Below are 17993 nucleotides of genomic sequence, written 5' to 3' on the forward strand. Positions count from 1 at the left end.
GGGGAATTCTGTGACGGCTCGGCCGTGATTCACGCACCATGCTTTCGGCCATGATCCGCTGCCTTCTCAGCTTCTGCCGCTCCATGGAATGCGGGACGAACGCAAGGGGGGTACCACCTGTGAGAGATCCACGGAGAAGACCGCGGCCGGGCTGGCTGGCGGTGCTGGCGCTGGCCGTCGCCGCGCTGCTGGCGGGCGGTTTCCTGTCGCCCACCGCCGCCGACGGCCGGCACCCGGACCGTCTCCCGGCACAGCGGTCCGACACCGGTGTGAGCACCGGTGAGATCCGCGGCTGGGCCGCGTCGCAGCGGTCGGCGGACGCCGAACGGCGCGCCGCCGCGGCCGGAAAGCGCACGGCACGGGACCGGGCCGGGCAGGCCGGGGTGCCGGCCGGGCCGCGGGTCCGGCCCGCGGTGCGCACCACCACCGCCGAGCCCGGCCGGGCGAAGACCCTGGTGCTGTACGACACGGCGGGCCCCTACGGGCACCTGGGCGAGCTGTACGCGATGGGCGTGGCGAACCTCGGCGGCCACTTCGGCACCGTGACCGCCAAGCCGGTCGAGGAGTACACCGCCGGGCTGCTGGACACCTACGACGCCACCGTGTACATCGGCTCCACCTACTACGGCGGGGAGATCCCCGACGCCGTCCCGCAGGACTTCTACCTGGACACCCTGCTGTCGGAGCGTCCGGTGATCTGGCTGGGCTCCAACATCTGGAACATGGCCAACTCGGTCAGTCTCCAGGAGTTCGAGTACCGGTACGGCTGGGACCCGACCACCTCGTTCTACGGGACCGAGGACGGCGTGGGGCAGGTCACCGAGGTCCGGTACAAGGGCCAGTCGCTGACCCGCAAGTTCCCGGCCGGGCAGGACGGCGGGGTGCTGCACCCCAACATCAAGACCGGTCCGGGCGTGCCGCAGGTCACCGAGGTGGCGCAGGCGGTGGACACCGCGCAGGCGGCCGAGCAGACGTTCCCGTGGGCACTGCGGTCGGGCAACCTGACCTACGTCGGGGAGATCCCGTTCACCTACGTCTCCGAGACCGACCGCATCCTCGCCTTCCAGGACCTGCTGTTCGACGCCCTCGCACCGCAGACGACCGAACAGCACCGGGCGCTGCTGCGGCTGGAGGACATCACGCCGCTGTCCGACGCCACCAAGCTGCGGGCGCTGGCCGACTACCTGAAGTCCCGGAACATCCCCTACGGGATCAACGTCATCCCGGTGTACAACGACCCCAAGGGCGTGCAGAACAACGGCCTGCCGCGCACCGTGCGGCTCTCGCAGCGGCCGGCCCTGGTGAACACGCTCAAGTACATGCTGGCCAACGGCGCGGTGCTGATGGACCACGGCTACACCCATCAGTACGGCAACGCGGACAACCCGTACAACGGGCTGACCGGTGACGACTTCGAGTTCTTCCGGGCCCACGTGGACGCCGGGAACAACGTGGTCTACGACGGTCCGGTGGCCGAGGACTCCGCCGACTGGGCCCAGTCCCGGATCACCGCGGCGCTGGCGGAGTTCGCCCGGGTCGGGCTGCCCCGGCCGAAGCTGTGGACCACCCCGCACTACGCGGCGTCGGCCACCGACTACCGGGTCTTCGGGCAGAACTTCGAGGCCCGGCTGGAGCGTTCGCTGTACTTCTCCGGAACGCTGCGCGGCACCGAGCCGGACTCGACCCGCTACCTGGGGCAGTTCTTCCCCTACCCGGTCACCGACGTCTACGGCACCAAGGTGCTGCCGGAGAACCTGGGGAGCTACGAGCCGGAGGGTCACAACAACAACCCGCCGCGCACCGCGGCCGACCTGGTCCGGGGGGCGAAGGCCAACCTGGCCGTGCGGGACGGCTTCGCCAGCTTCTACTATCACCCGTACCACTCGGTGGACCCGCTGAAGGAGACCGTCGAGGGCATCGAGGCGCTGGGCTACTCGTTCGTCAGCCCGGAGAGCCTGCTCCCGGCCCCGGGCGCGTGACAGCCAGGGCCCGGCCGGGCACCGTTCCGCCCCGCGCGGCGGTGCCCGGCCGGGCCCGAACCGGAAGGGCACTGTGGCGATGAAGACCCTCGGACGGGCCGCCGCGGCGGTGACCGCGGCGCTCGCCGTGCTGACCGGCTGCTCCGGCGGGGACGACGACCCGGCCGGCGCGCCGGACCGTTCCGGTTCCGCACCCGGCGGCCCGCCCGGCGAGCGGATCCGCGGCATCACCCTGCCGGCCTGGGACACCGGGGACTACGACCGGCCCGAGGCCGTGCGCTACCTGCGGCAGATCAGGGACACCGGCGCCCGCTGGGTGGTGTTCACCCCCACCTGGTACCAGGACGGCCGGAAACGGTCCGCGATCCGCACCACCGGGGAGACGGTCAGCGACCACGGGGTGCGGCGGATCGTCCGCCTGGCCCACGCCGAGGGGCTGAAAGTCCTGCTCAAACCGCATGTGGACCTGGTGGGCGGCGGGGACCGCGCGGAGATCAGGCCGGCCGACCCGGACGCCTGGTTCGCCTCCTACCGGACGTTCATCACGCACTACGCCCGGCTCGCCCGGGAGCTGGACGTGGAGCGGTTCGCGGTGGGCACCGAGCTGGCCGGAACCAGCGGCGACCGGGCGCGATGGTCGCGGGTGATCGACTCGGTGCGCGAGGTCTACCCGGGCCGCCTGACCTACGCCGCCAACTACGACGAGTACGCCCGGATCCGTTTCTGGTCCGCCCTCGACGTCATCGGCATCGACGCCTACTGGCCGCTGACGGACCGTCCCACCACCGACCCGGCGGAACTGGCCGCCGGGTGGCGGGAGGTGGTCACCGAGCTGGCGGCGTTCTCCGCCCGGCACCACCGGCGCGTGCTGTTCACCGAGGCGGGGTACGTCAGCCAGCGCGGGACCACCACGGCGCCCTACTCCTGGACGGTGAGCGACCGCACCGGGGAGGAGGAGCAGGCGGCGGCCTACCAGGCGTTGCTGACCGCCTTCGAGGACCGCCGGTGGTGGGCCGGGGTGTGCTGGTGGATGTGGGACGACTGGCCGGACAGCGGGGAGACCCCGGCCCGGCTGGCCTACACCCCGCACGGCAAGCCCGCCGAGCAGGTGCTGCGCCGCTGGTGGCGGGGGTGATCTCCGGGCCGGGCGCGGCCGGCCCGGGGTTCAGCCGATGACCTGGCGGACCAGCGGTGCCAGTCCCCTCTTGTGCCCGGCCCGGGTCGGGTGCCAGCCGTCGGCGACGCTGAGGCGGACGCCGTTGAGGTAGGGCCTGGCGGCGCACACGTCGTGGCCGGCGAACGCCGGGGACGGGTCCTGGTAGGTGAAGCCGGCGGCGGTGGCCCGGTCCCGGATCACCACGTCGAGGTCGTCGGCGAGCCGGTTGAGCCGGGCGGCCAGCTCGGGGGTGATGCCGCCGGCGGCCCGGCAGGAGACGTCGGCGCCGAAGAACCGGGCGTAGCCGAGCACCACCACCTTGCGGGCGTTCGGGGCGCCGCCGCGGACCGCGTTGTAGGCGCGGTCGAGCTTGCCGGGCAGTTCCTCGGCGGTCTTCCGCTCCGCCTCCGCGACGGCGGCGGCGCAGCCGGCCCCGGTGCCGCTGAGGCAGTTGGCGATGAGTCCGGCGAAGCCGATGTCGTTGCCGCCGACGGTGAGCGTCACGTAGTCGGTGTCCGGGTCCAGGGCCGCCGCCTGGTCGTTGACGATGTCCTCGGTCTTCGCCCCGTGGCAGGCGACGAAGGTCAGGCGGGTGTCCGGACGGTGCCGTGCCACGAGGTAGGGGTAGGCGCGGCTGCTGCGGTAGCACAGCACGTTCAGGTCGGCGGCGTAGGTGCCGTTGCCGGAGGAGTACGAGTCCCCCAGCGCGACGTACCGGTCCGGCGCCGCGGCCGGGGCGACGGGGGCGGCGGCGAGGGTGCAGACCGAGGCTGCCGCGAGCGCGGCGGCCGGCAGGGCCCGGCGCAGCCGGACGGCGAAGGTGGGCAAGGCGGCCTCCCTGTCGGGCGTGGGGGCCACCGGGACCGGGGGCGGGCACCTGGACGCAAGGCGGGCCGCCGCCCGGGGCGGGCGGACCGGGCCGCCGGGCCCGGGGGCCGTGACGGGTGACAGCCTGCCACGGCGGACCGGCCGATTCACGGACCGACGGCCGGGGTTCCTCCCCGCTGTCCCGGGGTGGCCGTCCGGGGCTTCGGTGCCGGACGGCCGCCCCGGCGGGCCGGGGGCCGGGTCAGGAGATCTTCCACTGCCCGGTCTGGTCGGCGTATCCGCTGTCCATGGTGAACTGCAGGGTGGCCGGCTTGGACGCCTTGGGGATCTCGATCACGATCCAGCCGAGCGCCTTGTCGCCCTTGGGCAGGTTGAGGTCGGAGGTCATCTGAGGGCCGGCGCTGATCTCGCCGAGGGTGGCGTCGAACCGCTGGCCCTCGGTGTCGGCGAGCTGCAGGCCGTTGGAGGGGCTGTCGCTGTAGGTGGCGCTGCCCGTGTTGACCAGCAGCAGCTGCGCGGCGACCCAGCGCTTGCCCTCCTCGGGGGTCTCGTACTCGTTGGCGCCCTGGGCGGGGTCGAGCCACTTCTTGACGGTGACGTCGAGCTGGGTGCCCTCCTCCTGGCCCTTGAGGGTGATGGTGTCGCCGATCCCGGCCACCTCGGGCTGCTTCTCCTCCTCGGGAGCCTCCTCGGACTGCTCGGGGGCGGCGTCGCCGTCCTGTGACGCGTCGTCGGCCGGGTCCGCGGGCGCGGACGACTGCTTCTTGGGCCGGGAGGTGACCTTGTCGTCGCCGTCGTCGCCGCCGCAGGCGGTGAGCGGCAGACAGAGCAGGGCGGCGGCGAGCGCGGCGGCGCGGATGCGCATGGGTGACCCCTTGGAACGGCGTACACGGCAGGTGTGGGAAGGAGTGCACTGTATCCGGATGTGACGGGGACATGGAGACAGGGGGGTGGCTTCGTGATGATCCCGTTTCCGGGCCGGGACCTGCGGCGTCGGCCCGCGCCGGGCGGGGCGGGAGGCACGGCGCCGGGCGGGGCCGAGCGGTACGGCCCCGGCGGGCCGGGCGTCGCCACCGCGGGAGGTACGGGCAGGTACGCCCCGGGAGGTACGGGCTGTGCGCCCCCGGAAGGCACGTGCCCCGGCCGGGCCCCGGTGGCGGGGCGAAGGCCGGGCGGGGCGGAACGCCGTCGGGCAGGCAGGTCCATGCCCGGGCCGTTCCGCCGACCGGGGTACCGGGCGCGGTCGGCCTATCCGTAGGGTCCTCACATGAACTGGCTGACGCTCATCTCCACGCTCCTCGGCGCCGTGGTCGGGGTCGGGACAACACTGCTCGCCGACCGTGCCCGCTGGGGACGCGAGCGGCAGGCACAGACCCTGGAGCATCGGCGGGCCCTGTACGGCGAGTTCCTCACCACGCTCAACCTCGCCCAGGAGTCGCTGTTCGCTGTGTCCTACGGCCGCCACCCCGCCGAGCTGACCCGGGATCTCGCGGCGCGCGCCGCCTTCGGCAGCCATCAGGTCTACGCCGTCCGGGAACGACTGGTGCTGTCCGGTTGCGAACCCGTGGTGGCCGCGGCCGACGCGGCCTTCCACCGGCTCAAGGAGTTCCGGGACGTGGTCGGTTCGGGCGCCGCCCCCACCTCACCCGAGGTGATGGAGGCCATCACGGCCTATGCCGCGGAGCTGCGCACGTTGCGCCACGCCATGCGGGACGACCTCGGCGAGCCGCGCCTGGAGATCGACATATCCAACTGACGGCCGCCGCGGTACCGGTACGGCCCCGGTGGGCCGGGCTGTGCGACCCCGGTACGTGCCCTCGGCCGGGCCCCGGTACCGGGCGGGGGCGCCGCGTGGTGGGGCGCGGTGGGCCGCCGCCGGGGGCATGGCGGGGGCGTACGGCCCGGGGCCGAGGGCGGACCGCGCGGCCCGGTGGCGCGGGGTCGGTCCGGTGGGCCCGCGGGGTCCGGGTCCCGGGGGCCGTCAGCAGGAAGTCGGCGCGGGTCCGCATCCAGTAGCGCCAGCTGAAGCCGGGCCGCTTCGCGCCGGGCAGAGGGGGACGTGGGGCAGGTGGAGCGCGCCGACCGCAGAGACCAGGAAGCGGCCGGTGAACTCGTCGCCGGTGCGGGTGTGACGGTCCAGACGCGCTGTTCCTCGTCCCAGCGCGCCGTGGTCATCTTCTACCCGAACCGGATGCGCCGCCGCAGGCCGTACCGGTCGGCGACCCGGCGCAGACAGGCGAGGATCTCCGGCCGGGTGGCGAAGGACCGGGACCAGTCCGGGTTCGGCTCGCGGGAGAAGGAGTAGACCGGGGACCGGATGTCGCAGGCGCAGCCGGGATAGGTATAGGTGTTGTCCCGCCAGGTCCCGCCGAGGTCCGTGGCCTTCTCCAGGACGAGGACGTCGTCGATGCCCGCCTCGATGAGCCGGATGGCCTGGCCCAGGCCGGCGAAGCCGGTCCCGACGATCACCACTGTCGCTTGCCGGCGGGTTCCCATGTCGCTGTCGGTTCTCTCGGTGCGCCGGGTGCGGGCGGGCGCCGCCGGCCGCCGGGGCGCGGGAGCCGCCCCGGTCCGCCGTGCGGGCCTCAGCCCAGCAGATGGGTCTTGCGCCACAGTGCCATACCGGGGGCGCCGACCAGGCCGGCGTCGTCGAGGAAGGACATGATGCGCTCGCCGGCGAAGCGCAGGGTCTCCCGGTAGTGCGGGTTGGCGTGGGCGGTGCGCCAGGCCTCCCTGGGGTCCAGGCCGACCGCGGCGTAGGCCCGCGGGTGGAGCAGGCTTCGGCAGATGAAGAAGGACACCGTGGCCAGCAGCAGCCGCTGGTAGCGGAGTTCGGTGCGGCCCATGCCGGCCATGCCGCGGACGACCTCCTCCCGGGCGAAGGTGACGTGCCGGGCCTCTTCGAGGATGTGTATGCGGTTGACCATGCGCATCAGCGGCTGGACGGACTCGTCGTTGGCCATCTCGCGCTGGAGCCGGTCCAGGATCTCCTCGGCGACCAGGATGGACCCGAACATCGCCGGTCCGTAGGCGATGGTGGGCAGGATCTTGGCGAGCTGGTGGACGTGGGGCGGCGGTCCGTACGCCGGGCAGTCCATCCGCTCCACCATCCTGGCGAACATCACCACATGGCGGCACTCCTCGGCGACCTCGGTCAGCGCGTACTGGATGTGGCGGCTGGTGGGGTCGCCGTTGTAGGCGGCCTTGATGAGCATCCGCATCAGCAGGATCTCGAACCACAGGCCCACGCTGGCGATGGTGGCGGCCTCGTGCTTGCCCAGCTCCAGCCGCTGCTCCTCGCTCATCCGCTCCCACAGCGGGGTGCCGTACAGGGAGACCCGCTCGGGCAGCAGGTAGCACTTGCCGTCCAGCAGCGGGGCCTCCCAGTCGATGTCCACGTCCGGGTCGTAGAACTTCTTCGCCGACGACATCAGCAACCGCGCGGCGGTCTTCTCCCTGTCGCCGACCTTGGTCTCGGACAGCCCACGGGCCATGACGGCTCACTCCTTCGGCCACACCATTACCTGTTACCTAGGGGTAACAGTTACTGCCGGTAGCATGTAACCTGACGTGGTGGGAGTCAAGAGCGGAGGACCCGGCCGGGTGCCGGACGGACGCAGCAGCCGCTGGACCGCTCACCGCGCGGCCCGCCGCGAGGAGTTCGTCGATGCCGCGCTGCGCGCCCTGGCCGTGCACGGCCCCGATCTGCACATCGGGCACGTGGCCGAGCAGGCCGGGGTGAGCAAGCCGGTGCTGTACCGCCAGTTCGCCGACAAGGCCGACCTGCTCGCGGCGCTCCAGGAACGGGGGGTCGCGATGCTGGTGGTGCGGGTGGCGCCGGCGCTCGACGACGGGCTGCCGCCGCTGGAGCGGGTGCGGGGGGCGATCGACGGGTTCTTCTCGCTGCTGGAGGAGCACCCCAACCTGTACCGGCTGGCCGCCCGTACGGTCCCGGCCGGACCGGGCGGCGGGGGCAGCGGGGTCCGTACCGGCAAGGCCCTGACGGCGGCCGAGCTGACCCGGGTCTTCGACGAGGCGCTGCACCACCTGGGCCTGGACACCCGCGGCGCCGAGCCGTGGGCGCACGCGGTGGTCGGCATGGTGCACAACACCGCCGAGTGGTGGCTGGAGAAGCGGCCGATGAACCGCCAGGAGATCGTGGACCGCCTCACCGAGATGGTCTGGGCCGCCATCGACGGTTTCCTGCGCGGCTACGGGATCGAGCTGGACCCGAAGTCCCCGATCGGCCCGGACCAGATGATGGCCGCCGCCCGCCGGCACCCCCGGTGGCCGGCCGCCGCGGCGAGCGACGAGGAGTTGTGACGATGTCCATGTCCCCCACCCCCCTGCCGGCCCCGCACGCCGGCCCGGCCGGGCCGGACGGCCACGAGGACGGTTACCGCGGCCCGGCGACGCTGGTGATCGACGGCGTCGAGCACCCGGTGTCGGTCCTGCTGCGCGGCCATTTCCAGCCGATCGACGGCCGCTACCACTGGTACGGGCGGCTCGGCGCGGACCCGGAGCTGGTCGAGCGGCTGGGCGGTGGGCGGGTCGCCGCGGTGCTCCGCACCGCGGAGGGCGAGGCCAGCGGCGAGCTGTCCGACCCCGACCCCTGGCACCGCTACCGGATCACCGGCACCCAGGCCCCGCCGTTCCGGATCGCCGGACCCGGCCCGGAGTGAACGGCCGCCGGCCCGGTGCCACCTGACGCCACCCGGCCCCGGACGCCGGGGCGGCGTCCGGGGCCGGGACTCAGCCGGCCTCGCCCGGCTGCCACAGGGTGCTGCGCAGGTCCGAACCGCGCACCAGCTGGACCCGCCAGGGGTCGATCCGCAGGACGTGGTACTCCGGGTCCGCCACCCCGCCGCGCCAGTAGCGGACCGGGTCGTAACCGACGCCGGGCGGCCCGCCGGCCACGTACAGCTCCCAGGCGTGGCGCCGGGAGGCGGCGTCCTCGGCCCAGGTGGAGACGCTGTCGATGTGGACGGCGTTCTGCCGGGGGCTCCAGTACGAGTAGGTGGTGTGCGGGTTGCGGGCCAGGTGGGCGGTCTTCACCGGGGTCCGGTACGCGGCGAGCCAGCCCACCGGCCGGCCGTCCACCACCTCCCACACCGGAAGCAGCACCCGGGCCCGGGGGCGGTTCCGCCGGTCCACCGTGATCATGGTGGCGTAGACGATGTCCCGGATGTAGCGGAAGAAGGTGTCCTGGACGACGGCGAAGTCGGTGACCTTGGTGGTCATGGCAGCTCCTGGTGGCCCGGTCAGTGGGTGGCGGGGGTGCCGGTCCGGGACGGCTCGGCCGGGGCCGGGGCGGCCACCACCGGTGCCGCGCCCCGCCGGCGCAGCCCGGTGGCGGCGACCACGGCGCCCAGCACGCCCGCGGCCAGCGGCACGGTCAGCGCGGCCCGGTAGCCGTCGAGCAGGTCCGCCGGGCCGCCGGAGCCGGTGGCCGCGACGTTGACCGCGGTGGCGGCGGCGAGGCCGAGCGCGGCCCCGAACTGGAAGGCGGTGTAGAACAGCCCGCCGGCCAGCCCCTGTTCGTCCTCCGCGACGCCCTCGGTGGCCACGATGGTGAGCGGCCCGTAGGTGAGGGAGAAGGTCAGCCCGAGCAGCAGCAGGCCGGGGAGCATCACCAGGTAGCTCCAGTCGGCGCCCACCGGCAGGAACAGGGCGAACGCGGTGACCGCCAGCAGCATGCCGACGAAGATCGAGCGAGGGTTGCCGAAACGTTCCACCACCTTGGGGGTGAGGGTCGGTGCCAGGATCGCGTCGATGCCGATGACCAGCATCGCCAGGCTGGTCTCCAGGGTGCTCCAGCCCCGCAGCTCCTGCAGGTAGAGCACCACCAGGAACTGGAAGGAGAAGAAGCCCGCGGAGAGCAGCAGTCCGACGAGGTTGGCGCGGACCAGCGCGCCGCTGCGGAGCAGGCCCAGGCGCACCAGCGGCGCGGCGGCCCGGCGCTCCACGGCGACGAAGGCGGCGAGGCAGACCGCCCCGGCGGCGAGCGTCGCGGCGGTGGTGCCGGCGCCGGTGTGCGTGGCGCGCTCCACGCCCAGGACGATCAGCAGGATCGCGGCGGTGACGGTGAGCGCGCCGGCCACGTCCACCGGTCCGCCGTCCCGGGCGGCCCGCGGTTCCCGGGGCAGCAGCACCGACGCCGCCACCAGGATCAGCGCGGAGATCGCCACCGGGACGAAGAACACCAGCCGCCAGCCGACGGAGGTGAGCAGTCCGCCGGCGACCAGGCCGAGGGAGAAGCCGCCGGCGGCGGTGCCGGAGTAGATCAGCAGCGCCCGGTTGCGCTGCGGCCCCTCGGCGAAGCCGGTGGTGATGAGGGACAGGCCGGCGGGCGTCATGAACGCCGCGGCGGCCCCGGTGACGAACCGGGCGAGGATGAGCGTCCAGCCCTCGGTGGCCAGTCCGCCCAGTCCGGAGAAGAGCAGGAAGACGGTGAGCCAGAACAGGAACATCCGGCGCCGCCCGAACAGGTCGGCGGCCCGGCCGCCGAGCAGCATGAATCCGCCGTAGCCGAGCACGTAGGCGCTCATGACCCACTGCAGTTCACCGGTGGACAGGCCGAGGTCGGTGCGGATGGAGGGCAGGGCCACGTTGAGCATGGCCACGTCGATGCCTTCCAGGAAGATCGCTCCGCACAGGACGATCAGCACGCCCCACTGGCGCGCACTCAGGGCACTCATCTGCAGTCCTCGATGATGGAAGGGAGGTGTCGCGGGAGGAAAAGACCGGGCTTCCGGTCCCCTCCACCTTCGTCAGCGGCTCGAAGGGGAACAACAGCGAAGGGCGCAACGTTCGTTCAGCCGGGCTTACCGCTGCCCTACCGGCTCCGCGCCGCCGCTCGTCCGTCCGGGGAGATGTTGTGGAACACGATGAACTGGAGTGCTTTCTCATCCTCGCCGAGGAGCTGCACTTCGGCCGCACCGCCGCCCGCATGCGGCTGTCCCGGGCCCGGGTGAGCCAGCTGGTGCAGCGGCTGGAGCGGCGGATCGGCGCACCGCTGTTCGTCCGTACCAGCCGCAAGGTGGCGCTGACCCAGCTGGGCCGGCAGCTGCGCGACGACCTCGAACCGCACCACCGCGGCATCCAGGAGGCGGTGGCGCGCGCCGGCGCCGCGGCGCGCGGCGTCACCGAGGTGCTGCACGTGGGGTTCTCCAACCCGCTGGCCGGGGAGATCGTGCTGAAGGTGACACAGGTGCTGCGGGACGCCCACCCCGGGCTGGCGGTGGAGTTCTGCGAGGTGCCGCTGGGCGACCCGTACGGGAAGCTGCGCAACGGCGAGTTCGACGTCCAGCTGACCGACTTCCCGGCCCGCGAGGAGGATCTGGGCGGGGTGCCGGCGCTGCTCACCGAGGAGCGGGTGCTGGCCATCGCCGCGGACCATCCGCTCGCCGCGCGGGAGACCGTCTCGGTGGAGGATCTGGCCCAGGTGGCGCTGCTGACCGTGGTCGGCGAGGTCCCGGACTACTGGCTGGAGTACCACGTCCCGGCGCGCACCCCGGCCGGCCGGCCGATCGGGCGCGGCCCGGCGGTCACCAACATGGCGGAGGCGCTGATCCTGGTGGCCAGCGGGCAGGGCGCGCTGCTGGCAGCGGCGCACACCGCCACGTACTACGCGCGGCCGGGCATCGCCTATGTGCCGTTCCGGGACGCGGCCCCGGTGGAGTACGGACTGACCTGGCGCGCCGGCGACGAGACCGGGACGGTCCAGCTGTTCGCCCGTACGGCGTTCGCGGTGGCCCGGGAGGTGGCGGGCGCCGACCCGCGCCGGGCGGTGCCGGGCCGGCGGCCCGCCGTGGCCCGGCGCTGAACCCGCGGTGCCCGCCGTGACCCCGCGCCGGAACCGGCGGGGCGCGGGGCCGTGGTCGCGGGCCGCCGGGCGGTGGTCCGGGCGGGGCCGTCGTCGCGGGGCGCGGAGCCGTCGTGGTCCGGCTTCGCGGTCGGTCCTCGCGGTCGGTCCTCGCGGCCCGTCCCCCGGACGGTGGGGGGAGCCGGAGCCGTGGCTCGGGCGGCGTGCCGTACCTGGGTGTGGCGTCCGGGTGTTGTGACAGGTGACAAAAACCGGCCGCATTGTCCGTGCGCCGTCCCGGGCCACAATCCCCGGTACCTGCCTCAGGGTGGGCTACGGTCCCTCCGCCGGGCCACCGGCGCCCGGTCGGACGCGTCGTGCACGCGGTGCGCACGGGCCGGCCCGGTACGGCCGGCGGGCCGTCCGCCGCCGGGCCACCCCCGACCCGCAGTCCAAGGAGAACGCCGATGCCGATGCGCCGACTCGCCCGCAACCTGGCCGCCTTCGTCGCCGTGGTGGGGACCTCGGTCCTCGGACCGACGGTTCCGGCGCACGCCGCGGAGCCCGAGCCGCTCCGTTACGCTGCCCTGGGCGACAGCTACAGCGCCGGGTCCGGCGTCCTGCCGCTCGACCCCTCGGCGTCCCTGCTGTGCATGCGCTCCACCCGCAACTACCCGCACGTCCTCGCGGAGTCGACCGGCGCCGAGCTGACCGATGTGACCTGCGGCGGCGCGCAGACCAAGGACTTCACCACCTCCCAGTACCCGGGGGTGGCGCCACAGCTCCAGGTGCTGGACGAGAAGACCGACCTGGTCACGCTGACCATCGGCGGCAACGACAACAACACCTTCATCGGCGCCATCGTCGCCTGCGGCACGGCCGGGGCGCTCACCCTGGGCCACGGCAGCCCGTGCAAGGACCTGTACGGCAGCACCTTCACCGACCAGGTGGCGGCCAAGACGTACCCGGCGGTGGTCAACGCCCTGACCGAGGTCCGCCGCAAGGCGCCCAACGCCCGGGTGGCGGTGCTCGGTTACCCCTGGATCCTGCCCGCCGCCGCGGACCCGTCCTGCTTCCTGAAGATGCCCATCGCCTCCGGTGACGTGCCCTACCTGAGGGACCTCCAGACGCGGCTGAACCGGGCGGTGGAGCGGGCCGCCGACGAGACCGGGGCCACCTACGTGGACCTGGCCGCCGCCTCCGAGGGCCACGACGCCTGTGCGCCGGTGGGCACCCGCTGGGTGGAACCGGTGCTCTTCGGCACCAACATCGTCCCGGTGCACCCCAACGCGCTGGGTGAGGCCCGGATGGCCGCCCGGACGGCGGACGTCCTCGGCCTGGACTGACGGGCCTCGACTGACCGGACCGTCCCGGGACCGCGGGGCGCGGCGGCGTCACGGCCCCGGGGCCGCCCCGCCCGGCCGGCACACCACACCGCGCGAAGCGCCGCCCCCGCGGGGCCGGAGCACCGGGCCGCGGGGTGGCGCGCGGGGGCCGCGAGGGGGGTCACGCCGGGTGAGCGGCCGGCAGCACGATCACCCGGACGGAGGCGTCCGACTGGGCCACCCCCGGCCCGCGTCCCACGCTGGGCTGCATGTGGCCCCGCAGGCTGACGCAGGTGGTGGCACTCGTGCCCCTGGTCCTGCTGACCAACTGGGGCGCCGCGGAGCTCTCCGAGCCGCGGCCGGCCCCCCGTGACTCCCTCCACCGCCCGGCGGCACCCCGGCCGAGGATCGTGGAGCGGTCCGTCTGGCACGCCGACGAGCGGGCGGTGCGGGAGCGGCCCGCGGCGGTCCGCGCGGTGCGGGCCGTCTTCATCCACCACACCCACCACTTCGGCTCCTACGACTGCCGGGAGGTGCCGGCACTGCTGCGCGCCATGCAGGAGTCCCACATCCACGGCGAGGGCTGGGACGACCTCGGCTACAACTTCGTGGTGGACCGGTGCGGCACGATCTACGAGGGGCGCGCCGGCAGCGCCCGACGGGCGGTGCTGGGCGCGCACACCCAGGGCTTCAACACCGGCAGCGTGGGCATCGCGGCGCTCGGCAGCTTCGGCGCCGGGGAGCGGGTGCCGCGCGCCATGCTGGAGGCGATCGCCGCGGTGGCGGCGTGGAAGCTGCATCCGGGCGCGGACCCCACCGGGCGGGTGAGGATGGTCTCCACCAACGACCGGAGCCGCTATCCGGAGGGGACGGCCGTCCGGCTCGACACCATCTCCGGACACCGCGACGCCTACGAGACGGACTGCCCCGGGGACGCGCTGTACGCGGCGCTGCCCCGGCTGCGGGAGATGGTGGCGCGGCTGCGGGACCGCTGACCGGCCGGGCCGGCGCGCGGCCGGCCGCCCGGTCCGCCGCGCCCGTCCCCCGCCGCCGGGCCGGGCGGTCAGCCGGCGTCCTCGGCTCCGGGCGCGGGCTCCTCGGGGTCGCGCACGACGTGCACCGCGGCCTCCTCGGCCCCGGCGGCGCCCCCGTCGATGCCCACGTCGGTGGCGACCTCGTCCTTGGTGGTGTCGCCGCGCACGCCCCGGTCGGGGGCGACCAGCCGCCCGGCGCGCTCGTCCCCGGCCTGGGGGTCGAGCGGTTCGCCCTCCCCGCCGGGCAGGTCCCCCACCTCGTCCCCGTCCTCGTCGGCGATGTCCTCGCCGACGTCCGGGACCTCCTGGGCGAGCCGCTCGTCCAGCGTCTCGCCCTCCCGCTGTTCGGCGGCGGTGGTGCCCCGCCGGGTCACGCCCAGCGGCTTCTCGGGCGGAGAGTACCCCTCGTCGAGCATCTGGTCGTAGCCCCGCTGATCCAGGGTGTCCTCGGGGTCCAGGGGACCGGCGTCCTCCTGTTCCTCGTTGGTCCCGGTGGGCTGGTAGACGTCGTCCCCCATGCCGTCCTGACCGGTTCCGTCACCGCTCATCTCGTCGGTCCTCCTCCGTGGTGCGAGGTGGTCATGGGCCCCGGCCACCGGCCGCGGCCTCCCTGGCCATGGTGCTCCTTCCCGACCGGACGCGCCCGATTCCTCCCTTTCGGTCCGCCCTCTCCGCCCGCGCCACCGGCCCGGCGGCCCCCGTACGCCGGGCGGCGGGGGGCCCGGCGGCGGCAGCGGGGTGCCGCCGCCGGGCCCGCGGCCGGCACCACCCACCGTATTGACAGGAATTCAATAACTCCTACTGTTGAGTAATCCCCCGGACGGCGGCACCCGTTGCACGGTGCCGGCCCCGTCGTACCGCCCTTCCGCCTCGCCGTGACCGAGGAGCGCCGTGAACCCTGCCGACGAGCACGACAACCTGGTGCTGCGCGCCCGCGACGTCCACTTCGACTGGGGGCGCCTGCCGCTGCACTGGATACCGGGCGAGCCGATGGCGACCCACACCATCAACGTCCTGCACATGCTGCTGCCGGAGGGCGAGCGGTGGTTCGTCCGCACCTTCCGGCAGGCGCTGCCGCTCATCACCGACGACGAACTGCGGGAGCGGGTGCTGGGGTTCACCGGGCAGGAGGCGGTGCACGCCGAGGCGCACCAGGGCGTCCTGGACCACCTGCTCGCCAAGGGCCTCGACCCGCGGCCGTACGTGCGGCAGGTGGAGTACCTCTTCGGCCGGGTGCTCGGCGAACGTCCCGGACTGCCGCCGGACCGGGCCCGCGAGCACCTGGTGGAACGGATCGCCGTCATCGCCGGGATCGAGCACTTCACCGCGTTCCTCGGGGACTGGGTGCTGAACGCCGACGCCCTGGACCGGGCGGGCACCGACCCGACCATGCTCGACCTGCTGCGCTGGCACGGCGCGGAGGAGGTCGAGCACCGCAGCGTCGCCTACGACCTGCTGCGCCACCTCGACCCCGGCTACCTGCGCCGGGTGCGCACCATGGCGATCGCCGGGCCGGTCCTGTTCCACCTGTGGGTCCGCGGCGTCCGGTACCTGATGGCGGCCGACCCGGAACTGCCGCCGGGCACCCGGGCCCGCTGGCGGGGGTACGCCGACGCCTGCCGGCGCGGGCTGCTGCCCCGCCCGGCGAAGGCGGCCCGCTCCGCGGTGCGCTACTTCAGCCGCCACTACCACCCCGGTCAGGAGGGCTCGACCCGGCAGGCGGTCGCCTACCTCGCCTCCTCCCCGGCGGCCCGCGCCGCCGCCCACTGACCCGCGCCGCACCGACCGGAGGACCGCCGTGAACCGCCCCGGGACTACCGCCGCTCCCGCCACCCCGCCCGACCTGTACGGCAGGCCGCGTGCCGACCGCTACCTGCGCTTCCTGGACCGCGTCACCTCGCTGTACCTGCCGGCCGTCACCCGGCCGCGCCGCCCCGGACGCCGCCCGGCCCCCTCCGGCGCCACCCCACGGGAACTCGTCGTCGCCGGGCGGCACCACCTCGCCGACGACGTGGTGGCGCTCCGCCTGACCGCGCCGGACGCCTCGCCGCTGCCCCGCTGGCAGCCCGGCGCCCATGTGGACCTGCTGCTGCCGTCCGGCCGGGTGCGCTCGTACTCGCTGTGCGGCGACCCCGCCGACCGGGCCGCCTACCGGGTCGCGGTGCGGCGCCTCCCGGACGGCGGGGGCGGCTCGGTGGAGGTGCACGGGCTGCGGACCGGGGCACGGCTGGGCATGCGCGGGCCGCGCAACGCGTTCCCGTTCGCCGCCGAGCCGGCCGTGCTGCTGCTGGCCGGCGGCATCGGCATCACGCCGCTGTGGCCGATGGCCGCCGAGGCCGCCCGGCGCGGCCTGGACTGGCGGCTGGTCCACTGCGGCCGGTCCCGGGCCGCGCTGCCGTTCGCCGCGGAGCTGCGCGCCCTGGCCGAACGGCACCCGGGCCGGGTGGAGATCCACTGCGACGACGAGGCGGGCACCCCGGACGCCGCCGACCTGCTGCGCAGGGCACCGGCCGGCGCGGCGGTCTACTGCTGCGGCCCGGCCCCGATGCTGGCGGCGGTGCGCGCCGCGTTCGACGAGGGTCCGGCCTCCGCGCTGCACGTCGAACGGTTCGCGCCCGCGCCGGTGGCCGGCGGCAGCCCCTTCGAACTCCTGCTGCGGCGCAGCGGCACCGTGCTGCCGGTGCCCGCCGACCGCTCCGCCCTGGACGTGCTGCGCGCGTACGACCCGGCGACCCCGTACTCCTGCCGGCAGGGCTTCTGCGGCGTGTGCACCGTCACCGTGACCGCGGGTACCGTGGAGCACCGCGACGGCCGGCCCGCGGCCGGGGACCGGTGCGACGGCGAGCCCGGCCGGATGCGGGTGTGCGTCTCCCGGGCCCCGGCCGGCGAGCGCGTCGAACTGGACCTGTGATCCCATGACCTCTCCCCCGCCCTCCCGGGCGCCGGTGGCGCCGGCGCCCGCAGGACCTGAAGGCGATGCCCCATGAGCCCCCGTACCCCCGCGGCCCCGGCGCGCCGCGCCCGGTCCGCCGCGCTGCCCGCGTTCCCGTTCGACGGCCGTGACCTGGACCGCTTCCGGGAGGTGCAACGGCTGGCCTACCGCTGCGCCGAGCGGGTCGCCGGCTGGCTGGAGCCGGGCGTCACCGAACGGCAGGCCGCCGCCCGGCTCCGCCGCGAACTGGTCGCCGAGGGGGTGCGGGACTTCTTCCACGTCCCGTTCGCCTGGTTCGGCGACCGCACCGCGTTCCGGCGGTTCCGTACCCCGCTGCAGTTCTTCCCCACCGGCCGCCGGCTCACCGACGGCATGGCCTACGTGCTCGACTGCGCCCCGGTGGTGGACGGCTACACCGCCGACATCGGCTACGCCGGCAAGATCGGCGACAACCCGGTCTGGGACCGGATCGCGGCGGACCTGCCGGAGTACCGGGCGCTCATCCTCCGCCAGGTGCGGGAGCGCCGGACGCTCGCCGAGGTCTACCGGGCGGTGGACGGGCTGATCGAACGGCACGGCTACGACAACCGGCACCGGGTCTACCCGGGCCGGGTGATCGGGCACCAGGTGACCCGGACCACCGCCCGCGGGCCCGCCGGGGCCACCGTCTTCGGCTTCGGGGTGCGCACCCTGCAGACCCTGGGCCGGGAGCTGATCGGCGAACGGCTGCACGGGCGGTCCCCGCTGTGGGCGGACGGGCGCGCCTCACGCCACGCCCCGACGCCCGGGCTGTGGGCGGTGGAACCGCATGTCGCCTTCCGTGACGTGGGGCTGAAGTTCGAGGAGCTGCTGGTGGTCACCGAGGACGACGCCCACTGGCTCGACGACGACGTGCCGCATCTGCGCCGCGTGCGGCGGGCCGGCTGAGCGAGGGC

The 17993-nt window shown here is 74.5% G+C and carries 18 protein-coding genes; 11 read left to right on the top strand and 7 right to left on the bottom strand.

What is annotated here, in order from left to right; all coding sequences use genetic code 11:
• The first annotated feature begins 119 nt into the window (after positions 1-119).
• Together IHE55_RS01035 and IHE55_RS01040 are read left to right on the top strand one after the other, a co-directional pair.
• Positions 120-1979 carry a DUF2334 domain-containing protein gene (locus IHE55_RS01035; protein WP_307826440.1) on the top strand — a complete coding sequence of 620 codons (1860 nt, stop codon included), beginning with the start codon at positions 120-122 and terminating at the stop codon, positions 1977-1979.
• A 79-nt stretch (positions 1980-2058) separates the two neighbouring features.
• Positions 2059-3114 carry a glycoside hydrolase family 113 gene (locus IHE55_RS01040; RefSeq protein WP_197987278.1) on the top strand — a complete coding sequence of 352 codons (1056 nt, stop codon included), beginning with the start codon at positions 2059-2061 and terminating at the stop codon, positions 3112-3114.
• 30 nt (positions 3115-3144) lie between these two features.
• Here IHE55_RS01040 and IHE55_RS01045 read toward each other — a convergent pair whose 3' ends face one another.
• Together IHE55_RS01045 and IHE55_RS01050 are read right to left on the bottom strand one after the other, a co-directional pair.
• The gene (locus IHE55_RS01045; RefSeq protein ID WP_197987279.1) at positions 3145-3963 is read right to left on the bottom strand and encodes an SGNH/GDSL hydrolase family protein; all 819 of its coding nucleotides are present in this window, start codon (positions 3961-3963) and stop codon (positions 3145-3147) included.
• A 241-nt stretch (positions 3964-4204) separates the two neighbouring features.
• Entirely contained in the window at positions 4205-4828 is a 624-nt protein-coding gene (locus IHE55_RS01050; RefSeq protein WP_197987280.1) for a DUF4352 domain-containing protein, read from the bottom strand.
• Positions 4829-5230: 402 nt separating this feature from the next.
• On the opposite strand from IHE55_RS01050, the gene IHE55_RS01055 reads away from it, so the two are divergent.
• On the top strand, positions 5231-5719 hold the full coding sequence (locus tag IHE55_RS01055; RefSeq protein ID WP_197987281.1) for a hypothetical protein: 489 nt from the start codon (positions 5231-5233) through the stop codon (positions 5717-5719).
• Between the two features lie 422 nt (positions 5720-6141).
• Here the strand turns inward: IHE55_RS01055 and IHE55_RS30580 are convergent, their stop codons facing one another.
• Both IHE55_RS30580 and IHE55_RS01065 read right to left on the bottom strand, forming a co-directional pair.
• A complete protein-coding gene (locus IHE55_RS30580; protein ID WP_307826441.1) occupies positions 6142-6432 on the bottom strand; it encodes an NAD(P)-binding protein in 291 nt (96 codons plus the stop codon).
• 116 nt (positions 6433-6548) lie between these two features.
• Entirely contained in the window at positions 6549-7457 is a 909-nt protein-coding gene (locus IHE55_RS01065; RefSeq protein ID WP_197987282.1) for an AurF N-oxygenase family protein, read from the bottom strand.
• Between the two features lie 79 nt (positions 7458-7536).
• Between IHE55_RS01065 and IHE55_RS01070 the strand changes: the two genes are divergently transcribed.
• Together IHE55_RS01070 and IHE55_RS01075 are read left to right on the top strand one after the other, a co-directional pair.
• Positions 7537-8286, top strand: coding sequence for a TetR/AcrR family transcriptional regulator (locus IHE55_RS01070; RefSeq protein ID WP_307826442.1), 750 nt, complete (start codon positions 7537-7539; stop codon positions 8284-8286).
• Positions 8287-8288: 2 nt separating this feature from the next.
• Complete coding sequence (locus IHE55_RS01075) at positions 8289-8645, top strand: DUF4873 domain-containing protein (protein ID WP_232265404.1); 357 nt, start codon at positions 8289-8291, stop codon at positions 8643-8645.
• A 70-nt stretch (positions 8646-8715) separates the two neighbouring features.
• Here the strand turns inward: IHE55_RS01075 and IHE55_RS01080 are convergent, their stop codons facing one another.
• Together IHE55_RS01080 and IHE55_RS01085 are read right to left on the bottom strand one after the other, a co-directional pair.
• Complete coding sequence (locus IHE55_RS01080; protein WP_197987284.1) at positions 8716-9204, bottom strand: pyridoxamine 5'-phosphate oxidase family protein; 489 nt, start codon at positions 9202-9204, stop codon at positions 8716-8718.
• Positions 9205-9224: 20 nt separating this feature from the next.
• Positions 9225-10652 carry an MFS transporter gene (locus IHE55_RS01085; RefSeq protein ID WP_197991702.1) on the bottom strand — a complete coding sequence of 476 codons (1428 nt, stop codon included), beginning with the start codon at positions 10650-10652 and terminating at the stop codon, positions 9225-9227.
• A gap of 188 nt (positions 10653-10840) precedes the next feature.
• Here IHE55_RS01085 and IHE55_RS01090 point away from each other — a divergent pair, with 188 nt between their 5' ends.
• The 3 genes from IHE55_RS01090 (at position 10841) to IHE55_RS01100 (ending at position 14087) form a co-directional block, all read left to right on the top strand.
• A complete protein-coding gene (locus tag IHE55_RS01090; RefSeq protein WP_197987285.1) occupies positions 10841-11788 on the top strand; it encodes a LysR family transcriptional regulator in 948 nt (315 codons plus the stop codon).
• Between the two features lie 446 nt (positions 11789-12234).
• Positions 12235-13113: an SGNH/GDSL hydrolase family protein gene (locus IHE55_RS01095; RefSeq protein WP_197987286.1), complete on the top strand. Its 879-nt coding sequence runs from the start codon at positions 12235-12237 to the stop codon at positions 13111-13113.
• Between the two features lie 248 nt (positions 13114-13361).
• A complete protein-coding gene (locus tag IHE55_RS01100; protein WP_197987287.1) occupies positions 13362-14087 on the top strand; it encodes an N-acetylmuramoyl-L-alanine amidase in 726 nt (241 codons plus the stop codon).
• Positions 14088-14155: 68 nt separating this feature from the next.
• Here the strand turns inward: IHE55_RS01100 and IHE55_RS01105 are convergent, their stop codons facing one another.
• Entirely contained in the window at positions 14156-14674 is a 519-nt protein-coding gene (locus IHE55_RS01105; RefSeq protein WP_197987288.1) for a DUF5709 domain-containing protein, read from the bottom strand.
• Between the two features lie 343 nt (positions 14675-15017).
• Between IHE55_RS01105 and IHE55_RS01110 the strand changes: the two genes are divergently transcribed.
• The 3 genes from IHE55_RS01110 (at position 15018) to IHE55_RS01120 (ending at position 17985) form a co-directional block, all read left to right on the top strand.
• Positions 15018-15896, top strand: a complete 879-nt coding sequence (locus tag IHE55_RS01110) for a metal-dependent hydrolase (protein WP_307826444.1) — start codon at positions 15018-15020, stop codon at positions 15894-15896.
• 28 nt (positions 15897-15924) lie between these two features.
• Positions 15925-17037 (top strand): PDR/VanB family oxidoreductase, encoded by a 1113-nt coding sequence (locus tag IHE55_RS01115; RefSeq protein ID WP_197987289.1) that lies wholly within the window; start codon positions 15925-15927, stop codon positions 17035-17037.
• A gap of 72 nt (positions 17038-17109) precedes the next feature.
• Positions 17110-17985: a M24 family metallopeptidase gene (locus tag IHE55_RS01120; RefSeq protein WP_197987290.1), complete on the top strand. Its 876-nt coding sequence runs from the start codon at positions 17110-17112 to the stop codon at positions 17983-17985.
• Positions 17986-17993: the final 8 nt, after the last annotated feature.

Origin of the sequence: Streptomyces pactum (genome assembly GCF_016031615.1) — a bacterium.
GTDB lineage: Bacteria > Actinomycetota > Actinomycetes > Streptomycetales > Streptomycetaceae > Streptomyces > Streptomyces pactus.

What these genes read in the sequence shown, in the direction of transcription:
- IHE55_RS01080 (WP_197987284.1), bottom strand. Translation starts at nt 9,204, where the DNA reads ATGACCACCAAGGTCACCGACTTCGCCGTCGTCCAGGACACCTTCTTC.
- IHE55_RS01120 (WP_197987290.1), top strand. Translation starts at nt 17,110, where the DNA reads ATGAGCCCCCGTACCCCCGCGGCCCCGGCGCGCCGCGCCCGGTCCGCC.
- IHE55_RS01100 (WP_197987287.1), top strand. Translation starts at nt 13,362, where the DNA reads ATGTGGCCCCGCAGGCTGACGCAGGTGGTGGCACTCGTGCCCCTGGTC.
- IHE55_RS01095 (WP_197987286.1), top strand. Translation starts at nt 12,235, where the DNA reads ATGCCGATGCGCCGACTCGCCCGCAACCTGGCCGCCTTCGTCGCCGTG.
- IHE55_RS01065 (WP_197987282.1), bottom strand. Translation starts at nt 7,457, where the DNA reads ATGGCCCGTGGGCTGTCCGAGACCAAGGTCGGCGACAGGGAGAAGACC.
- IHE55_RS01040 (WP_197987278.1), top strand. Translation starts at nt 2,059, where the DNA reads ATGAAGACCCTCGGACGGGCCGCCGCGGCGGTGACCGCGGCGCTCGCC.
- IHE55_RS01055 (WP_197987281.1), top strand. Translation starts at nt 5,231, where the DNA reads ATGAACTGGCTGACGCTCATCTCCACGCTCCTCGGCGCCGTGGTCGGG.
- IHE55_RS01050 (WP_197987280.1), bottom strand. Translation starts at nt 4,828, where the DNA reads ATGCGCATCCGCGCCGCCGCGCTCGCCGCCGCCCTGCTCTGTCTGCCG.
- IHE55_RS01075 (WP_232265404.1), top strand. Translation starts at nt 8,289, where the DNA reads ATGTCCATGTCCCCCACCCCCCTGCCGGCCCCGCACGCCGGCCCGGCC.
- IHE55_RS01105 (WP_197987288.1), bottom strand. Translation starts at nt 14,674, where the DNA reads ATGAGCGGTGACGGAACCGGTCAGGACGGCATGGGGGACGACGTCTAC.